General features: G+C 71.9%; 17 protein-coding genes. 9 read left to right on the forward strand and 8 right to left on the reverse strand.

Annotated features, from left to right (window positions below; all coding sequences use genetic code 11):
* The first annotated feature begins 13 nt into the window (after positions 1-13).
* Both LIP_RS02645 and LIP_RS02650 read left to right on the forward strand, forming a co-directional pair.
* A complete protein-coding gene (locus LIP_RS02645) occupies positions 14-1,798 on the forward strand; it encodes a glycerol-3-phosphate dehydrogenase/oxidase (RefSeq protein WP_082725772.1) in 1,785 nt (594 codons plus the stop codon).
* Positions 1,795-3,405: an FGGY-family carbohydrate kinase gene (locus LIP_RS02650; RefSeq protein WP_068133980.1), complete on the forward strand. Its 1,611-nt coding sequence runs from the start codon at positions 1,795-1,797 to the stop codon at positions 3,403-3,405. Before LIP_RS02645 ends, LIP_RS02650 begins: the two co-directional genes overlap by 4 nt.
* A gap of 7 nt (positions 3,406-3,412) precedes the next feature.
* Here LIP_RS02650 and LIP_RS02655 read toward each other — a convergent pair whose 3' ends face one another.
* From LIP_RS02655 to LIP_RS20315, 5 genes are all read right to left on the reverse strand, one after another.
* The gene (locus tag LIP_RS02655; RefSeq protein WP_144440295.1) at positions 3,413-6,640 is read right to left on the reverse strand and encodes a LysM peptidoglycan-binding domain-containing protein; all 3,228 of its coding nucleotides are present in this window, start codon (positions 6,638-6,640) and stop codon (positions 3,413-3,415) included.
* A 56-nt stretch (positions 6,641-6,696) separates the two neighbouring features.
* On the reverse strand, positions 6,697-7,551 hold the full coding sequence (locus LIP_RS02660; RefSeq protein ID WP_068133984.1) for a hypothetical protein: 855 nt from the start codon (positions 7,549-7,551) through the stop codon (positions 6,697-6,699).
* 26 nt (positions 7,552-7,577) lie between these two features.
* Complete coding sequence (locus tag LIP_RS02665; protein WP_144440296.1) at positions 7,578-8,096, reverse strand: hypothetical protein; 519 nt, start codon at positions 8,094-8,096, stop codon at positions 7,578-7,580.
* Between the two features lie 92 nt (positions 8,097-8,188).
* Positions 8,189-8,674 (reverse strand): hypothetical protein, encoded by a 486-nt coding sequence (locus LIP_RS02670; protein WP_068133991.1) that lies wholly within the window; start codon positions 8,672-8,674, stop codon positions 8,189-8,191.
* A gap of 267 nt (positions 8,675-8,941) precedes the next feature.
* Positions 8,942-9,154: an MOSC domain-containing protein gene (locus tag LIP_RS20315; protein WP_407936389.1), complete on the reverse strand. Its 213-nt coding sequence runs from the start codon at positions 9,152-9,154 to the stop codon at positions 8,942-8,944.
* 174 nt (positions 9,155-9,328) lie between these two features.
* On the opposite strand from LIP_RS20315, the gene LIP_RS02675 reads away from it, so the two are divergent.
* From LIP_RS02675 to LIP_RS02700, 6 genes are read left to right on the forward strand one after another with little or no spacing between them, the layout of a single operon-like run.
* Entirely contained in the window at positions 9,329-10,609 is a 1,281-nt protein-coding gene (locus LIP_RS02675) for a S41 family peptidase (protein ID WP_068133993.1), read from the forward strand.
* Positions 10,610-10,625: 16 nt separating this feature from the next.
* The gene (locus LIP_RS19915; protein WP_144440297.1) at positions 10,626-12,866 is read left to right on the forward strand and encodes a sialidase family protein; all 2,241 of its coding nucleotides are present in this window, start codon (positions 10,626-10,628) and stop codon (positions 12,864-12,866) included.
* 59 nt (positions 12,867-12,925) lie between these two features.
* Positions 12,926-15,433 carry an ABC transporter substrate-binding protein gene (locus LIP_RS02685; protein WP_082726549.1) on the forward strand — a complete coding sequence of 836 codons (2,508 nt, stop codon included), beginning with the start codon at positions 12,926-12,928 and terminating at the stop codon, positions 15,431-15,433.
* A gap of 3 nt (positions 15,434-15,436) precedes the next feature.
* A complete protein-coding gene (locus LIP_RS02690; protein ID WP_068134002.1) occupies positions 15,437-16,492 on the forward strand; it encodes an ABC transporter permease in 1,056 nt (351 codons plus the stop codon).
* Positions 16,492-17,943 carry an ABC transporter permease gene (locus LIP_RS19920; RefSeq protein ID WP_068134005.1) on the forward strand — a complete coding sequence of 484 codons (1,452 nt, stop codon included), beginning with the start codon at positions 16,492-16,494 and terminating at the stop codon, positions 17,941-17,943. Before LIP_RS02690 ends, LIP_RS19920 begins: the two co-directional genes overlap by 1 nt.
* Entirely contained in the window at positions 17,931-19,922 is a 1,992-nt protein-coding gene (locus tag LIP_RS02700) for a dipeptide ABC transporter ATP-binding protein (protein ID WP_068134008.1), read from the forward strand. The genes LIP_RS19920 and LIP_RS02700 overlap by 13 nt, the downstream gene beginning before the upstream one ends.
* Positions 19,923-19,964: 42 nt before the next feature.
* On the opposite strand, the gene LIP_RS02705 is transcribed toward LIP_RS02700, so the two are convergent.
* Positions 19,965-20,780: a M55 family metallopeptidase gene (locus LIP_RS02705; protein WP_068134011.1), complete on the reverse strand. Its 816-nt coding sequence runs from the start codon at positions 20,778-20,780 to the stop codon at positions 19,965-19,967.
* Positions 20,781-21,223: 443 nt separating this feature from the next.
* Here LIP_RS02705 and LIP_RS18785 point away from each other — a divergent pair, with 443 nt between their 5' ends.
* Positions 21,224-22,549 (forward strand): hypothetical protein, encoded by a 1,326-nt coding sequence (locus LIP_RS18785; protein WP_158509536.1) that lies wholly within the window; start codon positions 21,224-21,226, stop codon positions 22,547-22,549.
* Here the strand turns inward: LIP_RS18785 and LIP_RS17410 are convergent.
* Both LIP_RS17410 and LIP_RS02720 read right to left on the reverse strand, forming a co-directional pair.
* The gene (locus tag LIP_RS17410; RefSeq protein WP_082725774.1) at positions 22,524-23,390 is read right to left on the reverse strand and encodes a hydrogenase maturation protease; all 867 of its coding nucleotides are present in this window, start codon (positions 23,388-23,390) and stop codon (positions 22,524-22,526) included. The genes LIP_RS18785 and LIP_RS17410 overlap by 26 nt on opposite strands.
* Before the next feature lie 3 nt (positions 23,391-23,393).
* Entirely contained in the window at positions 23,394-24,692 is a 1,299-nt protein-coding gene (locus LIP_RS02720) for a Ni/Fe hydrogenase subunit alpha (protein WP_144440590.1), read from the reverse strand.
* Between the last annotated feature and the right edge of the window lie 3 nt (positions 24,693-24,695).

Consider the following 24,695-nt stretch of genomic DNA (forward strand, 5'->3'; position numbering starts at 1 on the left):
AGGGGGCGGCGGAATGGCGGTGCAGGGGCGCCGGGCGGCTGCGTGGGCCCGGCTGGATGAAACGTGGGACCTGATCGTCATCGGCGGGGGCATCGTGGGGGTGGGGATCCTCCGGGAGGCGGTGCGGGCGGGGCTCCGGGCCGTGCTCTTCGAGCAGCGGGATTTCGCCTGGGGCACCTCCAGCCGGTCGGGACGGCTGGTGCACGGCGGGATTCGGTACCTCAAACAGGGCCAGGTGAGGCTCACCCGCGACTCGGTGCGGGAGCGGGAGCGCCTGCTGAGGGACGCGCCGGGCCTGGTGCAGGAGCTTCCCTTCCTCCTCCCCGTCTACCGGGGCGACCACCCCGGCAAGACCGTCTACGGCGTGGGCCTGGAGCTCTACGACCGCCTGGGCGGCCTCCAGAGCCACCGGTACCTGAACGCGGAAGCCTTCTCCCTGGCGGCACCCCACGTGCAACGGGAGGATCTGGAGGGCGGCTTCCTTTTCCGGGATGCCCAGACCGACGACGCCCGCCTGGTGCTGCGGGTGCTCCGGGAGGCCATGGGGCACGGGGCGCTGGCCCTGAACTATGCCCGGGTGGAGGAGCTTCTAGAGGACGAGGACGGGAACGCGACAGGCGTGGTGGTGCGCGACGTGTCGGGCGAGGACGCGCCCGCCTTCGGGGACGACGAAGGCATCCACACCGGCCAGGAGCGCCCGGGTAGCGGTGGCCGGGGCGCCGGGGCGGCCCGAACCGCCCGGGTCCGTGCCCGGGCCGTGGTCAACGCCACCGGCGCCTGGGCCGATCACCTGAGGGAGCAGGTGAGCGGCCGCCGGCGCCTGCGCCCGCTGCGGGGGAGTCACCTGATCTTCCCGGGCTGGCGGTTGCCCCTGGGCGGGGCTGTGAGCCTCATCCATCCCTGGGATCACCGGCCGCTCTACGCCTTCCCATGGGAGGGAGTAACCTTGGTAGGCACCACCGACGTGGACCACGCGACGGACCTCAACCGGGAGGCGGCCATCAGCCCCGAGGAGACGGGCTACCTGATGGCGGCGGTGCAGCACGCCTTCCCCCGGCTGGGCCTCGCCCTCTCCGACGTTCGCTCCAGCTACGCGGGCGTGCGCCCCGTGGTGGGCACGGGCAAGGCCGATCCCTCCAAGGAGTCCCGCGAGCATGCACTCTGGCTGGAACGCGGTCTTCTCACCGTGACCGGCGGGAAGCTCACCACCTTCCGCCTCATGGCCCTTCAGGCCCTGGAACGGCTGAGGTCCCTCTTGCCGGAGATGCCTCCCCTGGACCCGGACGCGCCGGTGCTGGATCCCGTTTCCGCCCCTGCCGGCCCGATGCCTGGCCGGCCCGGCCTGGGCGGAGAAGGGGCATTGCTGCGCCTGTCGGGGCGATACGGGGCCGAGGCCGGAGATCTGCTGGAGGCAGCCGAGCCAGGCGAGCTGGAACCGGCGGAGGGGACGGCCACCCTGTGGGCGGAGCTTCGCTGGGCCGCCCGGAAGGAGGACGTGGTCCACCTGGACGACCTGCTCCTGCGTCGGGTGCGGGTGGGGGTGCTCCTGGAGGAGGGGGCGCTGCCGCTGATGGAGCGGATCCGGGCGGTGGTGCAGCCTGAACTGGGATGGAACGACCGGCGCTGGGCGCAGGAGGCCGAGCGCTACGCGGAGCTCTGGCGCCGCTGCTACGCCCCGCCCCGAGAGGTTGCCGGGAGGCGGCCCCAGCCCCCGAGCCGGCCCGCGGCGGGCCCTTCCTCCCCGACCTCCACCCCGCCGGGAGCGACGGGTGCCGGGCACCCGGAGGACCACCGATGAATGGCGAGAACGTGCTGGCCGTCGACGTGGGCACCCAGAGCGTGCGGGCCCTGGTCTTCGACCCCCAGGGGAACGTGCTGGCCGCAGCCCGGGTGCCCATCGACCCCCCTTATCGAGCCGAGCAGCCGGGGTGGGCGGAGCAGGACCCGGAGGTCTACTGGCAGGCCCTGGTGCGGGCGTGCCGGCAGGTGTGGGAGGCGGAGGTGGTCCCGGCTAGCCTGGCCGGCATGGCCCTCACCACCCAGCGGGCCAGCGTGGTGAACGTGGACGGCCGGGGGCGACCCCTCCGTCCCGCCATCCTCTGGCTGGACCAGCGGCGTAGCGAGGGCCTGCCCCGGATCGGCGGGTGGTGGGGCCTCCTCTTTCGATTGGCCGGCGCTTCACACACCGTCGCCTACCTGCAGGCCGAGGCGGAGGCCAACTGGATTCGCCTTCACCAGCCCGAGATCTGGCGGCGGACGGAGAAGTACCTCCTTCTCTCCGGATACCTGACCCACCGGCTCACGGGGCGCTTCGTGGACTCGGTGGGGAGCCAGGTGGGCTACATCCCCTTCGACTACCGCCGGCAGGCCTGGGCCCCGCCCCGGGACTGGAAGTGGCAGGCCATTCCCGTGGAGTCCTCCCAGCTCCCCGAGCTGGAGCCGCCGGGCCGGGTGCTGGGGCACGTCTCCTCGGAGGCGGCGGAGGCTGTGGGCCTTCCGCAGGGCCTGCCCGTGGTGGCGGCCGCGGCCGACAAGGCCTGTGAAGTGCTGGGCGCCGGCTGCCTCGAGCCCGACGTGGCCTGCCTGAGCTTCGGCACCACCGCCACCGTCAACACCACCCACCGGCGGTACGTGGAGGTCGTCCCGCTGATCCCGCCCTATCCGGCGGCTGTTCCCGGCGCCTACAGCCTGGAGGTGCAGGTGTACCGGGGGTTCTGGATGGTCCGCTGGTTCGTGGAGGAGTTCGGGGCGGCCGAGGCGGCCCGAGCGGCCGAGCAAGGCGCGACCCCCGAGGCCCTCCTGGAGCGCCTCGCGGCCTCCGTGCCCGCGGGCTCCATGGGCCTGGTGCTGCAACCCTACTGGGCGCCGGGCCTGCGGGTGCCGGGGCCCGAGGCCAAGGGGGCGGTTGTGGGCTTCGGCGGGGCCCACGGAAAGGCCCATCTCTACCGCGCCCTCCTGGAGGGTCTGGCCTTCGCCCTGCGAGAAGGCCTCGAACGGACCCAGCGCCGGGCCGGGGTGCGTGCCCGGGAGCTGCGGGTGGTGGGGGGCGGCAGCCAGAGCGACCTGGCCGTGCAGGTGGCGGCGGACGTCTTCGGGCTCCCCGCGGCCCGCCCCCACGTGTACGAGGCCTCGGCCCTGGGCGCGGCCATCGACGCCGCTGTGGGGTTGGGGCTGCACCCGGGCTTCGACGCGGCCATGGCGGCCATGACGCGGGTGGGCCGTGTCTTCGAGCCCAACCTGGCCCATGCGGAGCTCTACGACCAGCTCTACCGGCGGGTCTACCGCAGGCTCTACCCTCGTCTTCAGCCGCTCTACGAGGCGATTCGCGAGATCACGGGCTATCCGCCGCCGGTGTGGGGGGTGACCGCGGGCGGGCCTTCGGCGGGGCGGAGACCGTCGAGGTGATACCTTCTCAGCGCGGTCCGGGAGGGACCCAGATGGTCTCCCCTTCCAGTATGAGGCGGGGGTCGGCGATCTGAGGGTTCATCTGCAGCAGGGTCTCCAGCGGCACCCCCAGCGAGCGGGCGATCGACCAGAGGCTGTCCCCCGCCCGCACGACGTACGGCTCTCCCTCGTGGCGTGGGATGATGATCTGCTGGCCCGGGCGGATCTGTCGGGGGTCGGCGATCTCCGGGTTCACCCGGCGCAGCCCGGCCAGCGGAACATCCCGGGAACGGGCCAGAGAGAAAAGCGTGTCACCGGGTTGAATCACGTACGTCTCCTCCACCAGGCCCGGAATCCGGATCCTCTGCCCGCGCCGGATCCGCCTGGGGTCGGTGACCTGGGGGTTCGCCCGCCGGAGGGCTTCGAGCGTCACACCGAAGTCGCGGGCAATCGCGGACAGCGTGTCCTGAGGCCTCACCTGGGTGAACAGGGCCTTCAGATCGGTGCCAAGGCGAGCTTCGGGTGTTTCCGGTGTCTCGGATTCAGCCGTCGCCGACACCACCTGAGACGGGGCCGTGAGCGGCTGCGGCTGGTCCGCAGGCTGAGCGCCGGGGGGCCTGCGGGCCTCGACAGGCGGCGCGGGCTGCAGGACGCCGCCCTCGACAAGCTGGATCCGGCGAGGAACCGGGACGACGTCCACCTCCACCTGCTCCTCCGCTCCCGCGCGGAGGTGGATGGCCTGCTCTGCCGGGCGGATCTCGTACCACTGGGGCAGGCCGTTCCTGTGAACGCGGAGCCGCCACTCTCCCGGAGGCAACTGCTCGAAGCTGAAGCGTCCCTGCTCGTCGGTCACGCGCCGGTAGGCGATCTCGTGGTCGACCAGCTCGACCAGCATCCCTGCCACCCATCGCTTGTCGGCCTCTCCCGGCCCTTCCCCAAAGACGGCGCCTGCTTCGAGGGTGTCCGTGGGGGGCGGAAGGAGCCGGAGGCGTCCATCCACCCGCGCCCCCTCGACCACCCTGAACTCCTGCTCGACCCTCGTGCCGGCGGGGATCTCCACCCGCCAGGGCGTCTGCGGCAGGGTGATCCGTTCGGGACCCAGCTGGTCCGGCCGGAACGTGACATGGTAGGTGCCGGCGCGTACGGCGGCGAACCGGAAACGGCCGTCACCACCGGTGGTCGTCCGCTGACCGTTGATCTGGACCACCATGTCCGGGAGGCTCTGACCCGCTTCGTCGACGACCCGGCCCACCAGCTCGCCCACGTCGGAGCGGCGGCCCAACTGGAGATCGAAGGGAAACGTGTAGCTGGCCGTCGCCTTCCACTCCGGCTCCTGGCTCAGGGATCCCTTGGCTTCGCCTCCCGCCACGATGGTGTGAGCGCTCGGCAGAGTGTACCGGGCTTCGCCCTGAACGCGGTACGTGCTCGCGAGAACGTCGAGAACGTCCAGTCCCAGGCGAAGGGTGAGGCGGTCGTGAACGTTTCGATAGGAGCGTATTCCGAACGCGAACCTCTCCGGGAGACTTCCCACGAGCGGGAACTCCGCTTGAAGGTAAGGGTCGATGCCCCCGTCCGGCGAAGCGGCATGGTAGCTCAGCCGGTAGGCGGCCCTGAGGCTCTCGGTGCCGCCGACCCGATCGATGACCTGCCTGAGGCCCGCGTCCTGGAAGAGGAAACGCTTTCCATCGATGGGAAGGTTGAGCACGAACCGGAGCGACCCCTCGCTCCGGTCGCGCTGCCCGGGCTCCACGTCGTCCGAGCGGGCATACTGGAGCCACCAGCCGGTCCCCTCCCAGCCTCCGCTCAAGTTCAGGCCCGTGTTTCGTACGTTGCGCGCCCACCCGTCCCAGGGGACGCCCTCGTACTCCATCAGGTCGTCGAAACGGAGGCCGAGCCGCATCGCATCCGAGAAGGGAACGCTGGTGTAGAGCTGGAGCCGTCTGCTGGCGCGGGTGGCCTCCCGGTAGCCTGCCCCGACCTGCTCCCACGTGGCGTGAGTGACCAGCGCGCCCCCCGAGAAACGGCTCGTCAGGCGGAGAGCGTCGGGCGACGAGGCGAGGCTCGCGGTGGCCTGGAGCCCGTACTCCACCTGGAAGTCCCACCTCTCCGCCGGTGACACCTGCGCCTGGAGGCTCCAGAGGTCGCCCGGGGCTTCGGACCGGTCCAGGAACTGGAGGGAGAGCGCGCCCGCCCCGCCGAGGTCGAGGGCGGCCTGGGCACCCACCCTCTCGCGACCGGTGCCGTCTCGGTGTGCGTACGATGTCAGGACGAGGGGGCCCATCGTGGCGCGCATCTCGGCGCCAGTGGCCAGCCTCTCGCCGAACTCCGTGAGCGGCGATAGAACAAAGCGCTGATCACCGGCGGAGAGGTACAGGTTCGGGCGGGTGTAGGCTGCCCGGCCCCCCTCGTCGCCCAGCTGGAGGGTGAGTCGGCCAGGATCGCTCTCTGCCAGGGCTCCGGTCCCGGAGATCTCCCAGCCGGTCACCCCTCCGGTTGCCGTCATCTCCCGATCGACCGCGATCCGGAGCGGGAAGGTGTGGTACGCGGCATCCCCGGACACGCTGCGCGGGATGATCTCGACCGCGGCGCTCGCCTGTGCCCGGGGCACGGAGGGGCCGTCGCCCTCGGCGATCAGTTGCACTCGATGGGTCGCGGCCTTGGTCAGACTCTGCGGCACCTGAACCGACACGTCCACGGTGACGAGCTCGCCTGGCCGGATGCGGGCCTCCGCCGGTGCCGTCACGGTCCGGAAGCCCAGGTTGTCGTGTATGCGAAAGGTGACCTGCTGGGGGGTGTTTCCGGTGTTCCGCACGGAGAAGACGAGGCGGTACGGGTCGCCCAGCGTATACGCGGGCGCGCGGACGAGGGTCGCCTCGAGCCCCCGCGTCGGACGAATCCGGACCGTCGCCCGTCCCTCGAGGTGCACCGGGGGGATCGAACCCTGGAGGTCCACGCGCACCGGGTAATCTCCCGCCGGGGCGTCCTGGGGCACCAGCACGGCGAGCAGCAGGACGTGCTCCCCGCCGGGTGGAAGGGTGACCGGGTCCACCGGCACCAGAAGCTGCCACCCGTCCGGGAGCTCGACGACCGGCAGGACACTCTGCTCCGCCCCCGTGGTGTTGCCGAGCCGGAAGACGAGGGTGACGGACTGGCGGGGCAGCGCCTCCACGAACGACGTGACGGGCGTGACGGTCAGCTCATCAGCTTGGGCGCGCCCGCCCCCCGTCCCGGCGGCCAGGACCAGGACGAGCGCCACCGCGGTGGTCCCCACCCACCCCGGGCGGTTCCGCGGGCGGGGGGAGGGGGAAGCGCTCAAGGCGCCCTCAGCTCCAGGGTGTAGCGGGCGGCGAAAACGGAGGCGTCCTTGTTGTCTGCGACCACCAGCGCCTGATAGCTGCCGTGGGCCAGCGGGCCCAGGTCGATCCGCACCCGTACGGAGGTGTCGGGATAGATGCGCCTCGGTTCCACCTCCAAGCGCTCGATCCGGTCTCCCCGGGCATCGTACAGCTCCATCCACACCTGCGGGATCAGCAGGCGTTCCCCCGGGTTCGCCAGGTCCACCTGGAAGGTGTATCCTCGGTCGTCTTCCCGGTAGACCAGCGTCGGATCGGCGAAGTCCAGACGAACTTTCGCTCCCCCGCCGGCCTCCGTGACCACCTGCACGCCGTAGCGGAACCGTTGCCGGATCCCCAGGGCGACCTCCTCCGCCGGCGCCCGCCCGGGTGGTGCCGGAGCCTCAGGGTCGCCCGGCAGGAGGGGCTCCACCATGATCATGCTCCAGTACGTGCCCGTCAGGCGATCGTCGGTGGGAACGGAGATTCGGTACAGGACCGTCGACTCCTCACCGGCGGGCACCGTGACCAGGGAGCGGCTCACCGTGATCCACCGGGCATTGGAACGGGGGAGCGTGCCCGGCTCATCGTAGTAGGTGCGGCCCTCGGCGTCGAAGCGGTAGTCCGTCTGGTAGATCCGGACGACAGCGGGTTCGCTGCCGCGGTTCTTCAACCCGAGCACACCCTCGTAGCTCTCCCCCGGCGCCACGTCGAAGTGGTGGGCCAGGGAACCAGAGAGGCTGACCTGGGCCGCCGCCGACCGGAAGGTGCATCCGAGGAGCACCAGGAGCAGGATGCCCGAGAGGAGGCGAGTTCGACGGGTGCGAGCTCTCATGCTGGGTTCTTCTTCCTTTCCGGGCCTCACAGGGCGACCACCGTGTAGACCAGTGCGGTCGTGTACGTATCGGGCGGCACGGAGAGAGAGACGCCGCTCAGCCTCACCTGGACCTCGACGCCCGAGACGTCGCCCGTGCCGGTGAAGAACGGGTTGTCCGCCGCGCCGACGATGACATACGAATCACCACCGCTCGCCGTGCCGGTCCCCGTTCCTGCCGAGGTGCGCTGGACCTCCAGGATGAAGTCGGGCCACCAGTAGACGTCGCTCCTCCGGACGGTCACCTGCCAGCTCGCGCCCGCGGTGTTGGCGATGGCCAGGCTGAGGGTACCCAGCGGGCTCTCGTACATGCTTTGGAGCTCCGAACCGGGACCGGCGGTCAGGTCGCTGGCGTCGATCGTCTCCGACCAGATCCCCGTCGCGGTGATGTCCGCCGCCCGGACACGACCGGCCGTGGCGGTGAGTGCGAGCAGGACGACCAGGAGGACCGCCGGCGGTCTTCGCCCGGCGCGCCGGCTCAACGGCCAGACCTCATCCATCCTCATGAACCCGACCGGCCCCCCCGATCAGCACGAAAGGGTCGCGGGCAGGGAAGCGCCACGCTCCCCTGGCCCGCCGTTCCCCGGATCGTCTATGCTTACAGCGTGATCGTGAACGTGACGGTGTGGGTCTCGCCCCCCGGGGCATTCGGTGCCGCGGTGGCGAGCACGTCAGCCGTATAAGTGATCGGAACCAGCGTGGCGCTCACGTTGGAGATACCGGTCACCACGTCGGCCGCGACGGTGGAGAGAGCCACCTTACTGGCCGCCGTTCCCTCTCCGGCTCCGGGTGTGAGTTCCACGGAGAGCGTGATCCCCGCGGCGTAGTCCAGGTCCAGTGCGGCCGTGATCTTCAGGTTCGTCCCGTTGGTGCTGTAGTCCATCGTGGTTGTGTTCTCGGTGACGGTGGCAGGTAACGGTCCGGACACCGTGATCGTCCCGGGGTTGCCCGAGACCGAGATGGTGTCGATGGAGTTGACCACGATCGTCACGTCCTGCGTCGCCGTGGTCTGCGCCACGGCCACGTTCGACCCAGCCAGGAGCAAGATCCCCAGCAGCACGACGAGCAGAGCCAGTTTCCGCATAGGCGGGTGCTCCTTTCCACAAGCAAGTGTTCGGTTCTTCCAGGCACTCCCAACAGGAAGGTTATCGACGTGGGGAGAGGGGCGCTTTAGGTTGGGCTTGTTGCACGTCAGTCCTGGAAAGGGTTCGGCGTTCGGCGGGGAGAGGGACGTGCAGGACCTCATCATGGCAGCAGACCTCGGAGAGCACCCCTGGGTCCATTGTCGGGACATGTTCGAGGCCGACCGGCCTGTTCCATCGCAGGACCTACGTCGGGCAGCAGAGGCGGCTCATGAAGTGACAGGGACGAGACCGGGGGTGACGCGCTGGGAGGCCAGGAGCCGGGCCGGGTGACCACACGGCCCGCAGAGCCGAAGCCCCCCCACCTGAACCTCGCCCACCCGGAAGGTCCTGCCCACCAGGTGGTTCAATGGAACGTCCCGGGTAACCAGGTTCCTGCGGGTGGCTCTGGGTGATGCACGTTCTTTTTCCATCCTTTCCATGCTACAATACTATCAAATTGCCGGCCATCTCACGCGCATGCCGGTACGTGCGGTTGGGCACGTGCGGTTACCGCCCTCGGTGAAGGGATCGGGCCGCCGCCCGGGTGGGGCGGTGGTTCGCCAGCCTGCCGGGCAAGGCAGCCACGGGGGTGTTCGGCGACGGGAGGAGAACCCGTGGGTATCCGTACGTCAAACCGGAGGGGACGCACCTTCCAGCCCCGGAGACGTGCCGGCGTCCTCGCCGTCGCCGCGACCGCGTTCTTCCTGCTCGCTGCCCTGGCCGTGGTGCTCGCCGGACCCACCGCCGCCCAGGGACCTCCCCGGGAGACTCCGAGCCCTACCCTGGCTGCGTTCGACCTGGCCTGGCAGACCATCGACCGGACCTACGTGGACCCCACCTTCGGCGGGGTGGACTGGAAGGGCGTCCGGGAGGAGTACCGGAGCCGGGTGGAGGCGGCACCCGACCTGGAGGCGGCCTACGCCGTCATCGTGGAGATGGTGGGGCTCCTGCAGGACGGGCAGACCTTCGTGGTGCCGCCGTCGGCGCGAGCCCCCCAGCCTGACGGGGCCCAGGAGCCAGAGCTCGAGTACGCGGGCATCGGCGTCATCATCCAGCAGCTCGAGAACGGGGACGTGGTGGTGGTCCACGTCTTCGACGGGGCGCCGGCCCAGGCGGCGGGGGTGCTGGTGGGCGACGTGATCGTCTCGGTGGACGGTTGGGCTCCGGCCGAGGGCGACGGCATCGAAGCGGTTTCCCAGCACATCCGGGGTCCCGTGGACACGCCGGTGGAGCTCACCGTCAGGGACCCCGACGGGGCCGAGCGGGCGGCGACGGTGACGCGGGGTCGCATCGACCTCCGTCCCACCGTGGAGCACCGGGTGCTGGAGGGGGGCACGGGGTACCTCCGGGTTCCCGTGCTCACCGACGAGCTGGTGGAGGAGGGGGCCCGGGCGCTCCCCGGCCTGCTCCAGGCATCCGGCATGGTGCTGGACCTGCGGGGCGTGGGTGCCGGCAGCGTGGCCGGTGCCATCCGGGTGGCCCAGTGGTTCCTGGGGGCGGTGGACCTGGGGGGCGTGGTCACCCGCACGGGGGTCTTCCCGCTGCCCTTCGTGCAGGAGGCCATCGCCGCCTACAACCGTCCCCTGGTGGTGCTGGTGGGGCCCACCACCAGCAGCCTCGCGGAAGTCCTGGCGATGGTACTCCAGGAGTACGGGCGGGCCACCCTGGTGGGCCAGCGGACCCAGGGCGGCTTCGAGCTCACCCAGACGGCGGAGCTGCCCGGGGGCGGCCTGCTGCAGGTGGCCACCGGACGGTACGTCTCGCCGGAAGGGAAACTCCTCCCCCTCGAGGGCCTCACGCCGGAGGTGGAGGTTCCCCGACCTGAACTGAAGGAGCTGCGCGAGGGGCGCGACCCGGACCTGGAGCGGGCGTTGGAGGTGCTCCGCAGCCCGTGAGAGGAGAACCGTTTCGATGAAGCATGCGTGTGGGTGGCGACCTGCGGCGGTGGCGGCCGTCGCGATCCTCCTGGCGGCTGGCGTCACGTTCGCAGCCGTCTTCCCAACGTGGGCCCAGGGCGTGGCGCCCTCGAAGCTGGGGAAGGCGGAGGCGGGCCCATCCCTGGACCTGCTCGCCCCGGTGAAGCCCATGCTCTCGGGCAGGGCCTGGCTGCTGGTCGAGGGCATCGACCCCGGGCTGCGCCGGCGGCCCGGCTGGGGCACCCTCACCCGACTCGACTGGCAGGCCCTGGACGGCCCTATGGGCGGGCCATCGTCCCGGCTGGGCTCCCCTTCGGGCGTCATGCAGGCTCCCGGGGCGGCGTTGGTGCCCTTCCGGAACCCGGCGCCCGCCTTCAGCCGCGACCTGCTGATCACGCGAGATTTCAGCCAGACCCCCTTCCAGACCGAGCCCCACCTGGCCGCCGACCCCCAGGATCCGGACCACCTGGTGGTGGGCGTGATCGACTACAACTTCCCCACCATGTCCACCTACGTGAGCCTCGACGGCGGCGCCACCTGGGAGGGACCCCACCAGGCGCCCTACCTGCCCGACGACCAGGTCTCCGGCGGAGACCCCGTCCTCGCCTTCGACCGGGAGGGCGATCTCTACCTCGCCAGCATCTCCATCGGGGTGGAGGACTTCACGGTGGGGCCGCTCTTCCTCTCCACCCTGGTCTCCAGCATCGCGGTGGCCCGCTCGAGCGACGGCGGGTACGCGTGGCCGCAGGTGGTCTCCACCGCCCGCAGCGGCGTGAAGCTCGAGAACCAGCAGATCGACGCCACCGGCCGGCTGCGGGGGACCCTTTCCGTCGGCTTCCTCGACAAGCCGTGGATGGCGGTCGGACCCGATCCCAGCGAGCCCGAGCGCGACGTGATCTACGTGACCTACACCGATTTCGTCACCCGCTACGACATCCGCTGGATCGGTGAGCTGCCCGTCCTCATGCCCGACGAGGTGGAGACCACCATCCGCCTGGTTCGCTCCGTCGACGGCGGTGCCACCTGGAGCGAGCCGGTGGCGGTGAGCCCCACGGTGCGGCGCTCCTTCGGCGAGGTGGAGCAGCCGGCGGACGTGCCCGGCGCCGTCTGGACCGACCGGGTGGTCCAGGGCGCGCAGCCGGCGGTGGCGCCCGACGGGAGCCTCTACGTGGCCTGGTTCGACAGCACCGACGACGGCAGCATGAAGGGGAAGGGCGCGATCCGGGTCGTCCGCTCGGACGACGGGGGCAAGAGCTTCGCCCGGCCGGTCACGGCCGCCTCCTTCAACGAGATCGGTTTCCGCCCCCACAACGCCTTCTTCCGCTACTGGGCGGCCGGTTTTCCTCAGTTGGCCGCGGGCCCCGACGGCGGGCTCCACCTGGTGTACACCGCCCGCCCCGGCGACCCGCCCGGAGACGATGGCGACGTCTTCTACACCCGCTCGGCCGACGGGGGCGCCACCTGGAGCGGGCCCCTGCGTCTGAATGGCGACGACGGTTCCGCCCTCCAGTTCTTCCCCTCGGTGGACGTGGACCCGTCGGGCTCCGTCCACGTCATGTGGGGCGACATGCGCGACGATGCCTCCCAGACCCGCTACCACATCTACTACACCCGCTCCGAGGACGGGGGTGCCACCTGGGGCTTCAAGGACCCCGAGCTGGGCCTGGAGGAGCCGGACACCCGCGTGACCGACTTCGCCTCCAACCCGAACCGGGGCTTCCCCTACGGCCTCTTCCTGGGTGACTACTTCTCCATCGCAGCCACGGGCGAGGACGTCCACATGGTGTGGGCCGACACCCGCCTGGGCGAGTTCGGGCCGCTCAACCAGAAGATCGGCTTCGCCCGCCGGAAGGCGATCCGGGCGCCGGGCATCTTCGTCTCGCCGCCGGCCGGCAGCGGGGGGCAGAAGATCACCGTCCAGGGCTTCGACTTCCAGCCCGAGATGAACGTCTTCATTCAACTGGAGGACGCCACCATCGCCACCGCCCGCACCAACCGGGAGGGGCGCTTCACCACCAGCCTCTTCGTCCCTGTGACGGGCGAGGGTGCCCAGAGCCTGCGGGTGCTGGACGAGTCGGGGAACGGGGCCTCCACCTCATACTACACCGAGTTCGGCTTCGGCAACCTGCAGCAGCTCCACGACGACCTCTCCCGCCAGCTTGGCGAGCTGAAGGACGTGCTGGAGCAGATCCGGCAGCAGGCGGGCGGGGCAGAAGGACAGGGCTCCACCCCGTGAGGGTCCAGGGGCGCCCGCCCGCAGGCCGCACGAGCCTGGCTGGAAAGGCAGGGATGGGAATGAGGTCGTGGACGGGGTCGGCCGCGATCGGGGGCGGGGTGTGGGCAGCCCGCCTGCGGGCGGCCGTGGTGCTGGCGGGGATCTTCCTGGGGGCTGCGGCCGTGGCCGTACACCCTGCGGCGGCCCAGCCGGACCAGGCCGAAGCCCAGGACCCGCCCGGCCCTGCGGTGGAGCGGCTGGTCTTCCGCGCCTTCGACGTGGACAGGGCCCCCCGAGAGCTGGAGGCCGGCCAGATGGACCTCTACCTCTACAGCCTGAAGACCGCGGCCGCCCGGCGGTTGGAGGGCAACACCTCCTTCCGTCTCTACCAGGCGCCGGCCACGTCGGTCTCGCTCCTGCTCAACCCGGCACCCGCCCCCGAGGGCGAGCTGAACCCCTTCGCCCTGCCCGAGGTGCGGAGGGCGGTGCAGTACGTGGTGGACCGGACCTTCATCGCCCGCGACATCTACCAGGGGATGGCTGTGCCCATGATCACCCACGTGAGCCGCCAGGACCCGGACTACCTCACGGTCTACGACCTGGACCGGGGCTCAGGCCTGACCTACGACCCGGAGTACGCCCGCCGGCTCATCGCCGAGGCCATGAAGGCGGCAGGGGCCGAGCGGGTGGGCGGAATCTGGCGGTACCGGGGGCGTCCGGTGGTGGTGAAGCTCATCGCCCGGGTGGAGGACGAGCGCCGGGAGATCGGCGACCTGGTCCGCTCGGAGCTGGAGCAGGCGGGCTTCCAGGTGGCCATGGCGTACCTGCCCTTCGCGGCCGCCGTGCTCACGGTCTACTCCTCGGACCCCCAGGCCTTCCAGTGGCACCTGTACACCGAGGGCTGGGGCCGCTCGGCCCCCCAGCGCTACGACTTCGCCACGGTGAACCAGATGACCGCAGCCTGGATGGGCAACATGCCAGGCTGGCAGGAGGTGGGCTTCTGGCAGTACCGGCACCCGGAGCTGGACGAGCTGGGCAAGCGACTCTTCCGGGGCGAGTTCACGAGCCTGGAGGAGCGGAACCGCATCTACCGGCGCATGACCGAGCTGGGGTTGGAAGAGTCCGTACGGATCTGGCTGGTGACGGTGGTGAACAGCTTCCCGGCCAGCACGGCCCTGGCGGACGTCACCCTGGACCTGGTGGCCGGCCCCCGCTCGCCCTGGACCCTCCGGGCGGCCCGGGTCCCCGGACGGGAGGACCTGGTGGTGGGCAACCAGTGGGTCTGGACCGAGCGGACCACCTGGAACCCCGTGGGCGGCTTCGGCGACGTGTACAGCATCGACGTCTGGCGCAACCTCTACGACCCGCCCCTCTGGAACCACCCCTTCACCGGCAGGCCCATGCCCTTCCGGGCGGACTTCGAGGTGAAGACGGCGGGCCCCGAGGGCAAGCTGGAGGTGCCGGAAGACGCGGTCCTCTGGAATGCGGGCGAGGACCGCTGGGCGCCCGTGGGACCTGGCACCCAGGCGGCCAGCCGGGTGACCTTCGACTACAGTCGCTACGTGGGGAGCCGCTGGCACCACGGCCAGCCCGTCACCCTCGCCGACCTGCTCTACTCGGTGGCGCAAGGGTGGGAGCTGGCCTACGATCGCGACAAGGCCCGTATCGAGGTGGCCCTGGGCGTGACCGCCCGGCCCTATCTGGAGACCTTCCGGGGCTTCCGGCTCCTGGACGACCACCGGCTCGAGGTATACGTGGACTACTGGCACTTCGACCCGAGCACCATCGCCTCCTACGCCAGCCCCGGCGGCCTCAGCATGCCCTGGGAGGTCCTGGCGGCCCTGGACGACCTGGTCTTCGCCCAGCGGAGGGCCGCCTACAGCGACACGGCCGCGGCCCGCTTCAACGTACCCTGGCTCAGCCTGGTGATGGAGCGCGACGCCCGCCTGGTGCAGCGCACGCTCCGCACCCTGCTCCGGGAGAAGCGGGTTCCCGAGGGTGTCTTCGAGGTGGGCGGCCAGAGCCTGGTCACCCCTGAGGAGGCTGCGGCCCGCTACCAGGCGGCCCTGGACTGGTTCGACCGCCACGGCCACCTGGTGATCAGCAACGGCCCCTTCTACCTGGCCGCCTACGACCCGCCCGCCCAGTACGCGGAGCTGCGGGCTTTCCGGGACCCCTCCTACCCCTTCGAGCCCGGTGACTGGCGCTTCGGAGCGCCGCCCGAGCTTGCCATCGAGCTGCCTGGCCCAGGCGGCGGGCGGCCGGCCCTCCGCCCCGGCGAGCCCCTTACCCTGGAGGTGGCGGTGCGTGGGCCCGGCCGGCTCGGTCTCCGCTACCTGCTGGTGGACCCGGCCACACGCCAGGTGGTCGCGCAGGGCGAGGCGGCCCCGGTCGACGGTGGGGCCGATCGGGCCGTCGAAACAGGCAGATCCGCGGAGGCCGCCGGGACAGACCGCTTCCGCATCACCCTCGCTCCTGAGACGACCGCCCAGCTCTTCCCCGGCCTCTACCAGCTCCACCTGGCGGCCTTCAGCGATGCCCTGGCCCGGCTGGAGGAGGCAGAGTTGGACGTGGAGGTGGAACCTTAGGCCATGCCCCAGGCGGTAAGGCCCCTGCTGGGGCGGGCCCTCTCGCTCCTGGGGGTGCTGGTGGTGGTGCAGCTCCTGGTGGTGGTGAGCCTGGGGGCCACCGGCTACTCGGACCGGATGCTGCAGGCGGTGATCAGCGAGGAGCTGCGGGCGTTGCGGCCGGCCCTGGCCCAGACGGTACGGGACCCGGATCAGCTCGAGCAGGCCCTGGCGGCGCGCCGGCAGGAGCTGGCCGCCTCCTACGGGCTGGACCGGCCCTGGTACCGGCGCCTGCCCGCCCTGGCCGCCCGTGTCTTCACCCTGGACCTGGGCAACGCCCACACGCTCCGGAGCTTCACGGGCAGCAGCCGCATCCGCGACATCGTGCTGGAGCGGCTCCCCAACACCGCGCTCCTGGTCACCACGGCCGTGGTGATCACCGCGGCGGCGGGCATCCCGCTGGGGGCCCGGCTCGCCCTTCGGGCCGGTAGCCGGCTGGACCGGGTGGCAAGCTTCCTCGCGGCCACCTCCTACGCCGTGCCCGCCTGGTGGCTGGCCATCCTCCTCATCCTCGCCTTCGCCTTCGGCCTGGGCCTCCTGCCCTCGGGGGGCATGTACAGCGCGCCGCCCCCGCCGCCGGGGTTGGGGCGGTTCCTGGACCTGGCGCGCCACGCGGTGCTGCCCGTGGTCACCCTGGTGGCGGCCAGCCTGGGCCCCTACGTCTACGTGGTGCGCACCATGACCCTCAGCGTCGCCCAGGAGGAGCACGTGGAGGTGGCCCGCGCCAAGGGGATCCCCGAGGCCCTGATCGCCCGGCGCCACATCCTGCGCGTGGCCGGCCCGCCCATCGTCACCGGCCTGGTGCTGGGGCTCGCAGGCTCCCTGGGGGGCTCGATCCTGGTGGAGACGGTCTTCAACTGGCAGGGCATGGGCCGCCTCTACTACGACGCGATCGTCGCGACTCCCGATGAGCGGGTGATCGTGGCCCTCACCTTCATGTACACGCTCCTCTACGTGGCGGCCCGGATGGTGCTGGAGGTCCTCTACGTCCTCCTCGACCCCCGGGTGAGGTACGGCTGATGGACGTGCGCCGACTGGTCCGGGAGCTCTGGGCCGGGGCTCCCGGCCGGGCGGGCCTGATCCTCCTGACCCTGCTGATGCTGGCCTCCCTCTACGTAGCGGTCGCGTACCCCGCCGACTTCGGCACCGCCCGCTGGGCGAGCCCGGCCGTCTGGGCGGACCTGCCCAAGGCGGCGCCGCCCGCGTGGACCCAGCTCTTGGCGGGCCGGCGGCGGGTCGAGCACCAGGTCCTGGAGGCGACGGCGCCGGCGGCCGTAGAAGAGGCCGGCGCCTACCGGACCCAGGTCTTCGAGCTTCCCTTCCTCCACCGGGCGGACGAGGCGCCCACCTTCCTCTCCCTCGCCCTCGAGGACGTGACCTACCACGCCCGGCCACCCCTGGTGAGCGTCTCCCTTCTGCGCCCCGACGGGCACGAGATCACCCTCTACCGGCAGGTGGTGGCCGGCCCCCGCCCCGGCGAGCGCTCCCCCTACCGGCGGTACGTGGAGAGCCCGCTCCGGGTGGTCCTGAGCTCTGAGGCGCGGGCGGCGGAGGCCGTGAACACCTTCCTCCGGCAGACCTACGGCGCCGCGCCAGCCGCGCCCGGGAAGAGCCTGGCGATGCGGAGTGGGCTCACGGCGGCGCTCTTCGGCGTGCCCGCGGAGAGCGGCGGCTTCCAGGTGCTGAAGGGCCCATACCGGGCCCGGGTGCGGGTGACGGTGCAGGACGCCCGAGACACGGTGGGCCGGGTGCGGCTGGCGGTGGGCGGATCGGTGTACGGGCTCATGGGTACCGACGCATTGGGGCGGGACCTGGCCCAGGGCCTTCTCTTCGGGCTTCCGGTGGCGCTCCTCATCGGCCTGGCCACCTCCACGGTGAGCACGGGGCTGGGCACCGCCCTGGGGCTCCTGAGCGGGTACGTGGGCGGGCGGGTGGACACGGCCATCCAGCGGGCCGCCGACGTGGTGGCCAACGTGCCGGTCCTTCCCCTCTTGATCTTCATGGTCTTCATCGGAGGCACGCAGCTCTGGCTGATCCTCTTGGTGCTGGTCGCCTTCAGCTGGCCGGGGCTCACGATCGTGGTCCGCTCCATGGCCCTCCAGCTCCGGGGCCGGGAGGAGGTGGAGGCGGCCCGGGCGCTGGGGGCCTCCCGCCTCCGGGTGATGTGGCGCCACGTCTTCCCCCACGCGGCGGCGTACGTGGTGGCCCAGATGGTCTTCTTCGCCCCGTCGGCCATCCTGGCCGAGGCCGGCCTGAGCTTTCTCGGGCTGGGGGACCCCTCCATCCCCACCTGGGGGCAGATCCTGGAGGACGGCTTCCGCACGGGGGCGGTCTTCCTCGGCTACTGGTGGTGGGTGGTGCCGCCGGGGCTCCTGATCGTGGTGACGGCGGTCACCTTCATGCTCCTGGCCCTGGGCCTCGAGCCGGCGGTCGATCCGAGGCTGAGGGGGAACCGGCCGTGGCGCTCCTAGAGGTGCGGGGGCTCACCCTCCACTACGCCGGGTCCGAGGGGCCCGTGCCTGCGGTGGACTCCCTCTCCCTCTCGATCGCAGGGCCGGGGGAGGCGCTGGGCCTCATCGGCGACTCGGGGAGCGGCAAGACCACCCTGGCCCGGGTGCTCATCCGCAGCCTCCCCCGGCAGGTGGCCCGGCTGGAGGGCCGGGTGCTGTTGGGCGGCCGGGACGTGCTGGCCCTGCCCGAGGAGACCTTCCGGCTGGAGGTGCGGTGGAAGCAGATCGCCGTGGTCTTCCAGGGGGCCCTGAGCGCTTTCAACCCAGTCCTGCGGGTGGGATTCCAGGTGGCCGAGCGGATGCTCCTGGAGGGCACGCCGCGAGCCGAGGCCGAGGCCCGGGCCCGGGCGCTGCTGGAACAGGTAGGCCTGCCCGGAGAGTCCTTCCGCCGGTACCCCCACGAGCTCTCGGGCGGCATGCGCCAGCGGGCGGCCATCGCCATGGCCCTGAGCCTGGGGCCGAAGCTCTTGGTCCTGGACGAACCCACCTCCGCCCTGGACGTGAGCGTGCAGGCCCAGATCATGAACCTGCTGAAGCGGCTCAAGTGGGAGACGGGCCTCTCCATGCTCTTCATCACGCACGACCTGGCCCTGGCCAGCGACCTCTGTGACCGGATCGCGGTCCTGCAGGAGGGACGGCTCCTGGAGTGCGGCACCGCCGACCAGGTGCTGACCGCACCCCGCCACCCCCACACCCGCGCCCTGCTCGCCCGGGTGCCCCGGCTCCACGGGCCGGAAGGGGCAGGGGGCGGGGAGGCTGGAGCCGGGCGTAAGGAGGTCCTGCTGGCCCTGGAGGACATGCACGTCCACTTCCAAGCCCGCCGCGGGCTCCTCCGTGCCGAGACGGTGCGAGCCCTGGACGGGGTGACCCTGGAGGTGCGGCGGGGTGAAGCCCTGGCGGTAGTGGGGGAGTCCGGCAGCGGCAAGACCACCCTGGGCCGGGCCACCCTGGGGCTGGTGACACCCGCGGGCGGGTGGGTGCGCTTCGACGGGCAGGAGCTGGCCGGCCTCGACGCCCGTGGCCTCAAGGCCTTCCGCCGTCGGGCCCAGGCCGTCTTCCAGGATCCCTACGCGAGCCTCAGCCCTTACATGAGCGTGCAGGAGATCGTGGAGGAGCCGCTCCTGGTCCACGGGCCGGTGGAACCGGCGGAGCGGCGGCAGCGAGCCCTGGAGGCGCTGGCGGCCGTGGGGCTCGATCCACCGGAGGCCTTCGCGGACCGGTACCCCCACGGGCTCTCGGGCGGGCAGCGCCAGCGGGTGGCCATCGCCCGGGCCATGGTGCTGGATCCCGAGTACCTGGTGGCCGACGAGCCCGTCTCCATGGTGGACGCCTCCCAGCGGGCGGAGATCCTGGACGTGCTGCGGGCCCTGCGGGCCGATCGGGACCTCACCCTCCTCTACATCACCCACGACCTGGCCAGCGCCCGGCACTTCGCGGACCGCATCGCCGCCCTCTACCTGGGGAGCGTGGTGGAGCTCGCACCGGCCGGAACGCTGGTGGAGCAGCCCCTGCACCCCTACACCCGGAGCCTCCTCCAGGCCGTTCCCGAGCCGGATCCCGCCAACCGCACCCGCCTCCGGCCCGTGGTGCCCGGCGAGCCGCCCAGCGCCGCCCGCGTCCCGCCGGGCTGCCCCTTCCACCCCCGCTGCCCCGAGGCGATCGCCGGGTGGTGCGAGGTGGAGCGGCCCCGGCTCCTGCCGGCGCGGCCCGATCACTGGGTGGCGTGCCACCTCCATGAGGCCGGTGGAGCCACCGGGGCCCAGGTTCGTGTGGAGCGGGCCCAGGAGGAGGGGGCCATCCCGAGCCACCTGGAGCCGCATCGGCTCGCCCTGGCTCTCGTCGCGCTGGCCAGGGGCGTCAGCCGACTCTACGTGGAGTTCCAGGGCGAGGTGGACCCCCAGCAGCTCTTCGATGTGGTCTTCGATGCTCTTGCCCGTTGAGCTCGGGGGCTTCCGAACCAGGCGGATCGCCTTGGCCAGCGCTCAACTCGCGTACGCCGCCAGCGCCATGAACGAGTAGAACGCCCGCCACGCCTCCATGGCGTCGGCCGCCGTGTAGGCCACGCTCAGGGCGCCGAGCCGCTCGGCCCGGGGGAGGGTGGCCGCCTCGTCGGCCCGCTCGGGGCTTCCGAAGTCCACCTCCAGCCGGATGGGCAGGGAGGGCCGGAAGGGCGCCACGGAGCGAGCGCGGGCCACGCCCTGGGCGGCGCCCCGGCGGATGGCCGCGGTCGCCTCCTCGCGGGGGAGGCTGAGGGCCGCGTAACGGCTGAGGGCCTGCTTCACCACCACCCGCTCGGCCCCTGGAAGCCCCTCACGTACCTCCTCGGCCAGCCGGTCGTCACCCGTTACCAGGACCACCGGCACCCCGAAGTGGCCGGCGATCATGGCGTTGAGGCCCCACTCGCCCACCTCCAGGCCGTTCAGGCGCACGCCGGTGACCGATGAGCTCCAGGTGTGGGCCAGAGTGCCCTCGCTCCCGCCCCGGGCGTGGTAACCCACGAAGAGCACGGCGTCGAAGGAGGCATCCAGCCCCGCCATCATGCTCAGGGGCTTGAGGCTGCCGGTGATCAGGCGAGCGGGGGGACGCAGGCGGTCCAGGGGGAGGTTCCGCATGCCGTCGTGGCTGTCGTTGACCAGGATCTCGGTGGCGCCTGCCTCCACGGCGCCCTCCACGGCCGCGTTGGTCTCCTCGATCATCCACTCGCGGGCGAGGGCGTAGGCGGGGTCCTTGGGTTCCACCTGCGGCCAGCTCGCCACGCCAGCCACGCCTTCCATGTCCACCGACACGTAGACCTTCATGGCCTCGTTTCCTCCTCGGGTCCCGCAGGCATCGGGCGCGTGTTCCTTACGAGGGCGCACCCCCGGTTCCGGCTGACGCCAGGGCCTGCAGGAACTCTACGAACAGGGGATGGTACAGGCGGTACTCGCGGCGGCCCGCCGGGCGGCCTCGAGCAGAAACCGCTGCTCGTTCTCCCTGGCCAGGTTCCAGTCCAGATCGAGCTTCTCCTTCCAGAGGTGCCGGAAGTGAGGACCCGGTCCACGCGTACCACCCCCTTGAGTGACAGATCTCCACCGTCCGAAGGGCAAAGCCTTGCCCCGCCAGAAGACTCACCGCGCTGCCATATCGAAAGCCCCCGGGCCCCTCACCCCGTCGCCGGCGTCCACAGCGTGTCGGCCCGGGCAGGTCCGGAGGCATACGCTCCTCTCCCGCCCGCGTAGGTACCAAGACGGGGGGAGGAACGGTGAGGCTCGTGCGATGGTCGATCGCGGGGGTTCGGGGGGTCTGGGGGAACACGGGAGCGGGCAAGGAGCCGCGGCAGGCCAGCGGTGCGGCAGGGCGTGCGACCGTGGGCCGGGCCGGGCTCCGGCGGTGGCTCGGGCCCTTGCTGGTCCTCGCGACCTTGGTCGCCCTCGGGGTCGGGGGGTATCGGGTCATGGACCGCGGTCCGGCTGCTCCCAAGCCATTCTCCGCTGCGACCCTGGGATTCGTCTGGCCCGAGTACCCGGGCCAGCTGCAGGTGACCGACGCCGCCATCCTGGCCCGGCTCACCCAGGCGCTGAGTACGGCGTCCCGCTCCCCCGCCCCCCTGGACCCTCGCCGGCTCTACTGGCGCCTCGAGCTGCACCGGGGAGAGGCCGGCGAAGAGCCGGAGGAACTCCTGGCCACCCGGGACCTCCGGGTACACGACCCCGCCCAGGACGTAACCCTCGACGGTCCGGACCTGGAGGAGATCCTCTCGGACCTGACCGGTGACCTGCGCCAGCGTTTCTTCGGCGAGCGGGTACCCTGGGATCAGGCCTTGAACCTCCTCCCCGTGGGCGCGACGGCCACGGTGCGGGACCTGGAGACGGGGCTCACCTTCGCCGTGCGCAGGCACCGAGGCGACGCCCATGCGGACGTGGAGCCCCTCACCCCCCAGGACAGCGAGACCCTCCGAGCCGTCTACGGGGGCGAGTGGAGCTGGAAACGCCGGGCGGTGGTGGCCACCGCGGCGGGCCGAGCCATCGCCGCCTCCATCAACGGCATGCCCCACGGCTGGGGCGACCTCTTCGACAACGAGTTCGTGGGCCACTTCTGCCTCCACTTCACGGGGAGCAGGGTGCACACCACCTGGCAGGTGGACGACGGCCACCAGCTCATGGTGCTCAAGGCGGCGGGCGCCCTCGCCGAAAGCCTGGACGCCGCCGAACCCGAGGAGCTGGCGCGCTGGGTGATGGCCGCGGTGAACCACCGCGAGCGCGCCACCCTCCGGTACGTGGCCGGTACGCCGGACCCGGCGCTCCAGGACGCGCTCTTCGAGCAGATCCGCACCCTCTTCGTCTGGGGCGCCCGGCTGGAGGAGGCGGACGAACACGCGGCCCGGGTCCGGGTGGAGGCCACCGTTTACTACGTCGCCCCTGATCCCGCCGCGCCCTTCCGCAAGAGTCTCGTGATGGCCTTCAGCCAGCCGCCGGGGGAGGGACCGTGGCTGCTGGACTTCTCCTCCCTCTCACCGCTTCTGATGCCCGGCGCGGGCCCGGCCGGCGAGCGGAGGTCTTCGGTCAAGGGCCGGCGCGGCTGGTGTTAGGCGCCTCCTCCGCACCTTGGCTCTTCCCGCCCTCCACCACCACCGACTCCACGTGGAGCCCCGTGGGCCCCAGGAGCCGCACGTTCGGGCTGCCGCATGCCGGGCACGTGGGATAGTGGGCGTCGGGCTCGAACCGCTCGCCGCAGTGCTCGCAGACCGCCGGCACCGTTCGAACCTCCAGGTCCAGGGCGGCACCCTCGGCGGGGGTGCCCGCCGCGTGGGCCTGGAAGTGGAAGCGCAGCGCCTCAGGGCTCAGCCGCTCGGTTTCGGCCGCCCAGCCCCGGACCGCCCGCACCCGCGCCGCGCCCTCCCGTTCAGCCTCCGCCAGCACCCGCGCCAGGATCTGCCTGGCCAGCGAACTCTCGTGCATCGCCCGTTCCAGCTCCTCTCGCACCAGCCGTGCCGCCTCGGCCACCGCAGCCGCCACCGGTGGGCTCAAGCCGGCTCGGTAGGGGTGCACCTCGTCCACCGCCACGCCCACGATCCGCACCGGCGGCAGCCCGTCCAGGAGCAGCGCCGCGAGCTCCAGGGCCCGCTCCACGCTCACACCGTGCGTCGAGACGGGCCGGACGGCCCCACCGGCCACCTCACGGGGGGTCAGGGACAGCACCGTGCCCGGGCGGTGAGAGGCGGATCGTACCGCGTCCACGATCACCGCGAAGGCCGCGCCGCTGAGGAGGTCCGGCAGCTCGGAGGGGTCCGCGGCGGCCACGGTCTCCACGTCCTCGGGGAGCCCCCGGGCGCCCAGGCATGCCACCACCGCCGGGCCCACCCCGTCGTCGCCGGCCAAGGGCTGGCCCACGCCGATCACCCGCACGAGGGCCCTCGGGGCGCGCTCCACGGCCTACCCCTCCTCGAGGGTGAGGGTGAGGAAGTGGGCGGAGCACGACATGCAGGGGTCGTAGTTGCGGATCGCCTGCTCGCAGAGCCAGGTGGCTTCCGCGCGGTCCATCCCCGCCAGCGCCGGTGCCAGCGAGCGCAGGTCCTCCTCGATGGAGGCCTGGTTCTGGGCGGTGGGGGGGACGATCCTCGCCTCCTCCACCAGCCCGTCCGCGCCCACCCGGTAACGGTGGTAGAGGATCCCCCGGGGCGCCTCGGTGCAGCCGTGACCCACGACGGCCTCGGGCAGCGCTTCGGGTACGGGCAGCCGGGGTCGCTCGGGCGGGCGGTACCGCTCGATGAGGACCATGACCCCGGCCACGGCCTCCACCAGCTCCACCGACCGGGCCACGATGCTCCGGAAGGGGTTACGGATGGGCACCTCCACCCCGGCCTCCTCCAGCGCCTCCCGGGCCGGGGGCGAGAGCCGGTCCGCGTTCAGGTTCAGGCGGGCCAGGGGGCCCACCAGGTAGGCGCCCCGCTCGCGCAGCCGGGAGCGAAGGGCGGTGGAGTGGGGCACCTGCTCCTCCTCGAAGTGCTCCTCGTACTCGGCCACGGGGATGTCCAGGCCCTCGCTCGAAACCACCCGCCCCTCGTTGACCGGGTACTCCTGCGGGTGGCGCAACGCGACGAACTCGTAGGGGCGCTCGAGCTCCGGGAAGGTGAAGCCCGCCACCCAGCGCACCGTCTCCCGGGCGGCCTCCAGGGCCCACTCCAGCTCGGGCAGCAGGGCGACCAGGTCCTCGCGCTCCGGCGCCCGGTAGAAGCCGCCCACGCAGGGGTTGAGCGGGTGGATCTCCCGCCCGCCCACGCTGCGCATCACCGCGTTGCCCAGCTTCTTCAGCCGCAGCCCGCGCCGGACCGGGTCGGGGGCCTGCCGTGCCAGGCGGATGGCGTCGTCGAAGCCCAGGAAGTCAGGCGCGTGCAGCAGGTAGACGTGGAGGGCGTGGCTTTCGATCCACTCGCCCAGGTGGAGCAGCCGGCGCAGGTCCCGGACGGCGGGCTCCACCTCCAGCCCCAGGGCGGCCTCCAGCGCCTGGGTGCTGCTCATCTGGTACGAGGCGGGGCAGATGCCGCAGATCCGGGCGGTCAGGTCCGGGACTTCCGTGCAGGCCCGGCCGCGCAGGAAGCCCTCGAAGAGGCGGGGCGGCTCGAAGATCTCCAGCCGCGCCTCGACGGCTTCGCCCTTCCGCAGCCGGAGGTGGAGGGCGCCCTCCCCCTCCACCCGCGCCAGGTAGTCCACCCGCAGCGTCCGTTCCCGCACGCC

Source organism: Limnochorda pilosa, assembly GCF_001544015.1.
Classification (GTDB): domain Bacteria; phylum Bacillota; class Limnochordia; order Limnochordales; family Limnochordaceae; genus Limnochorda; species Limnochorda pilosa.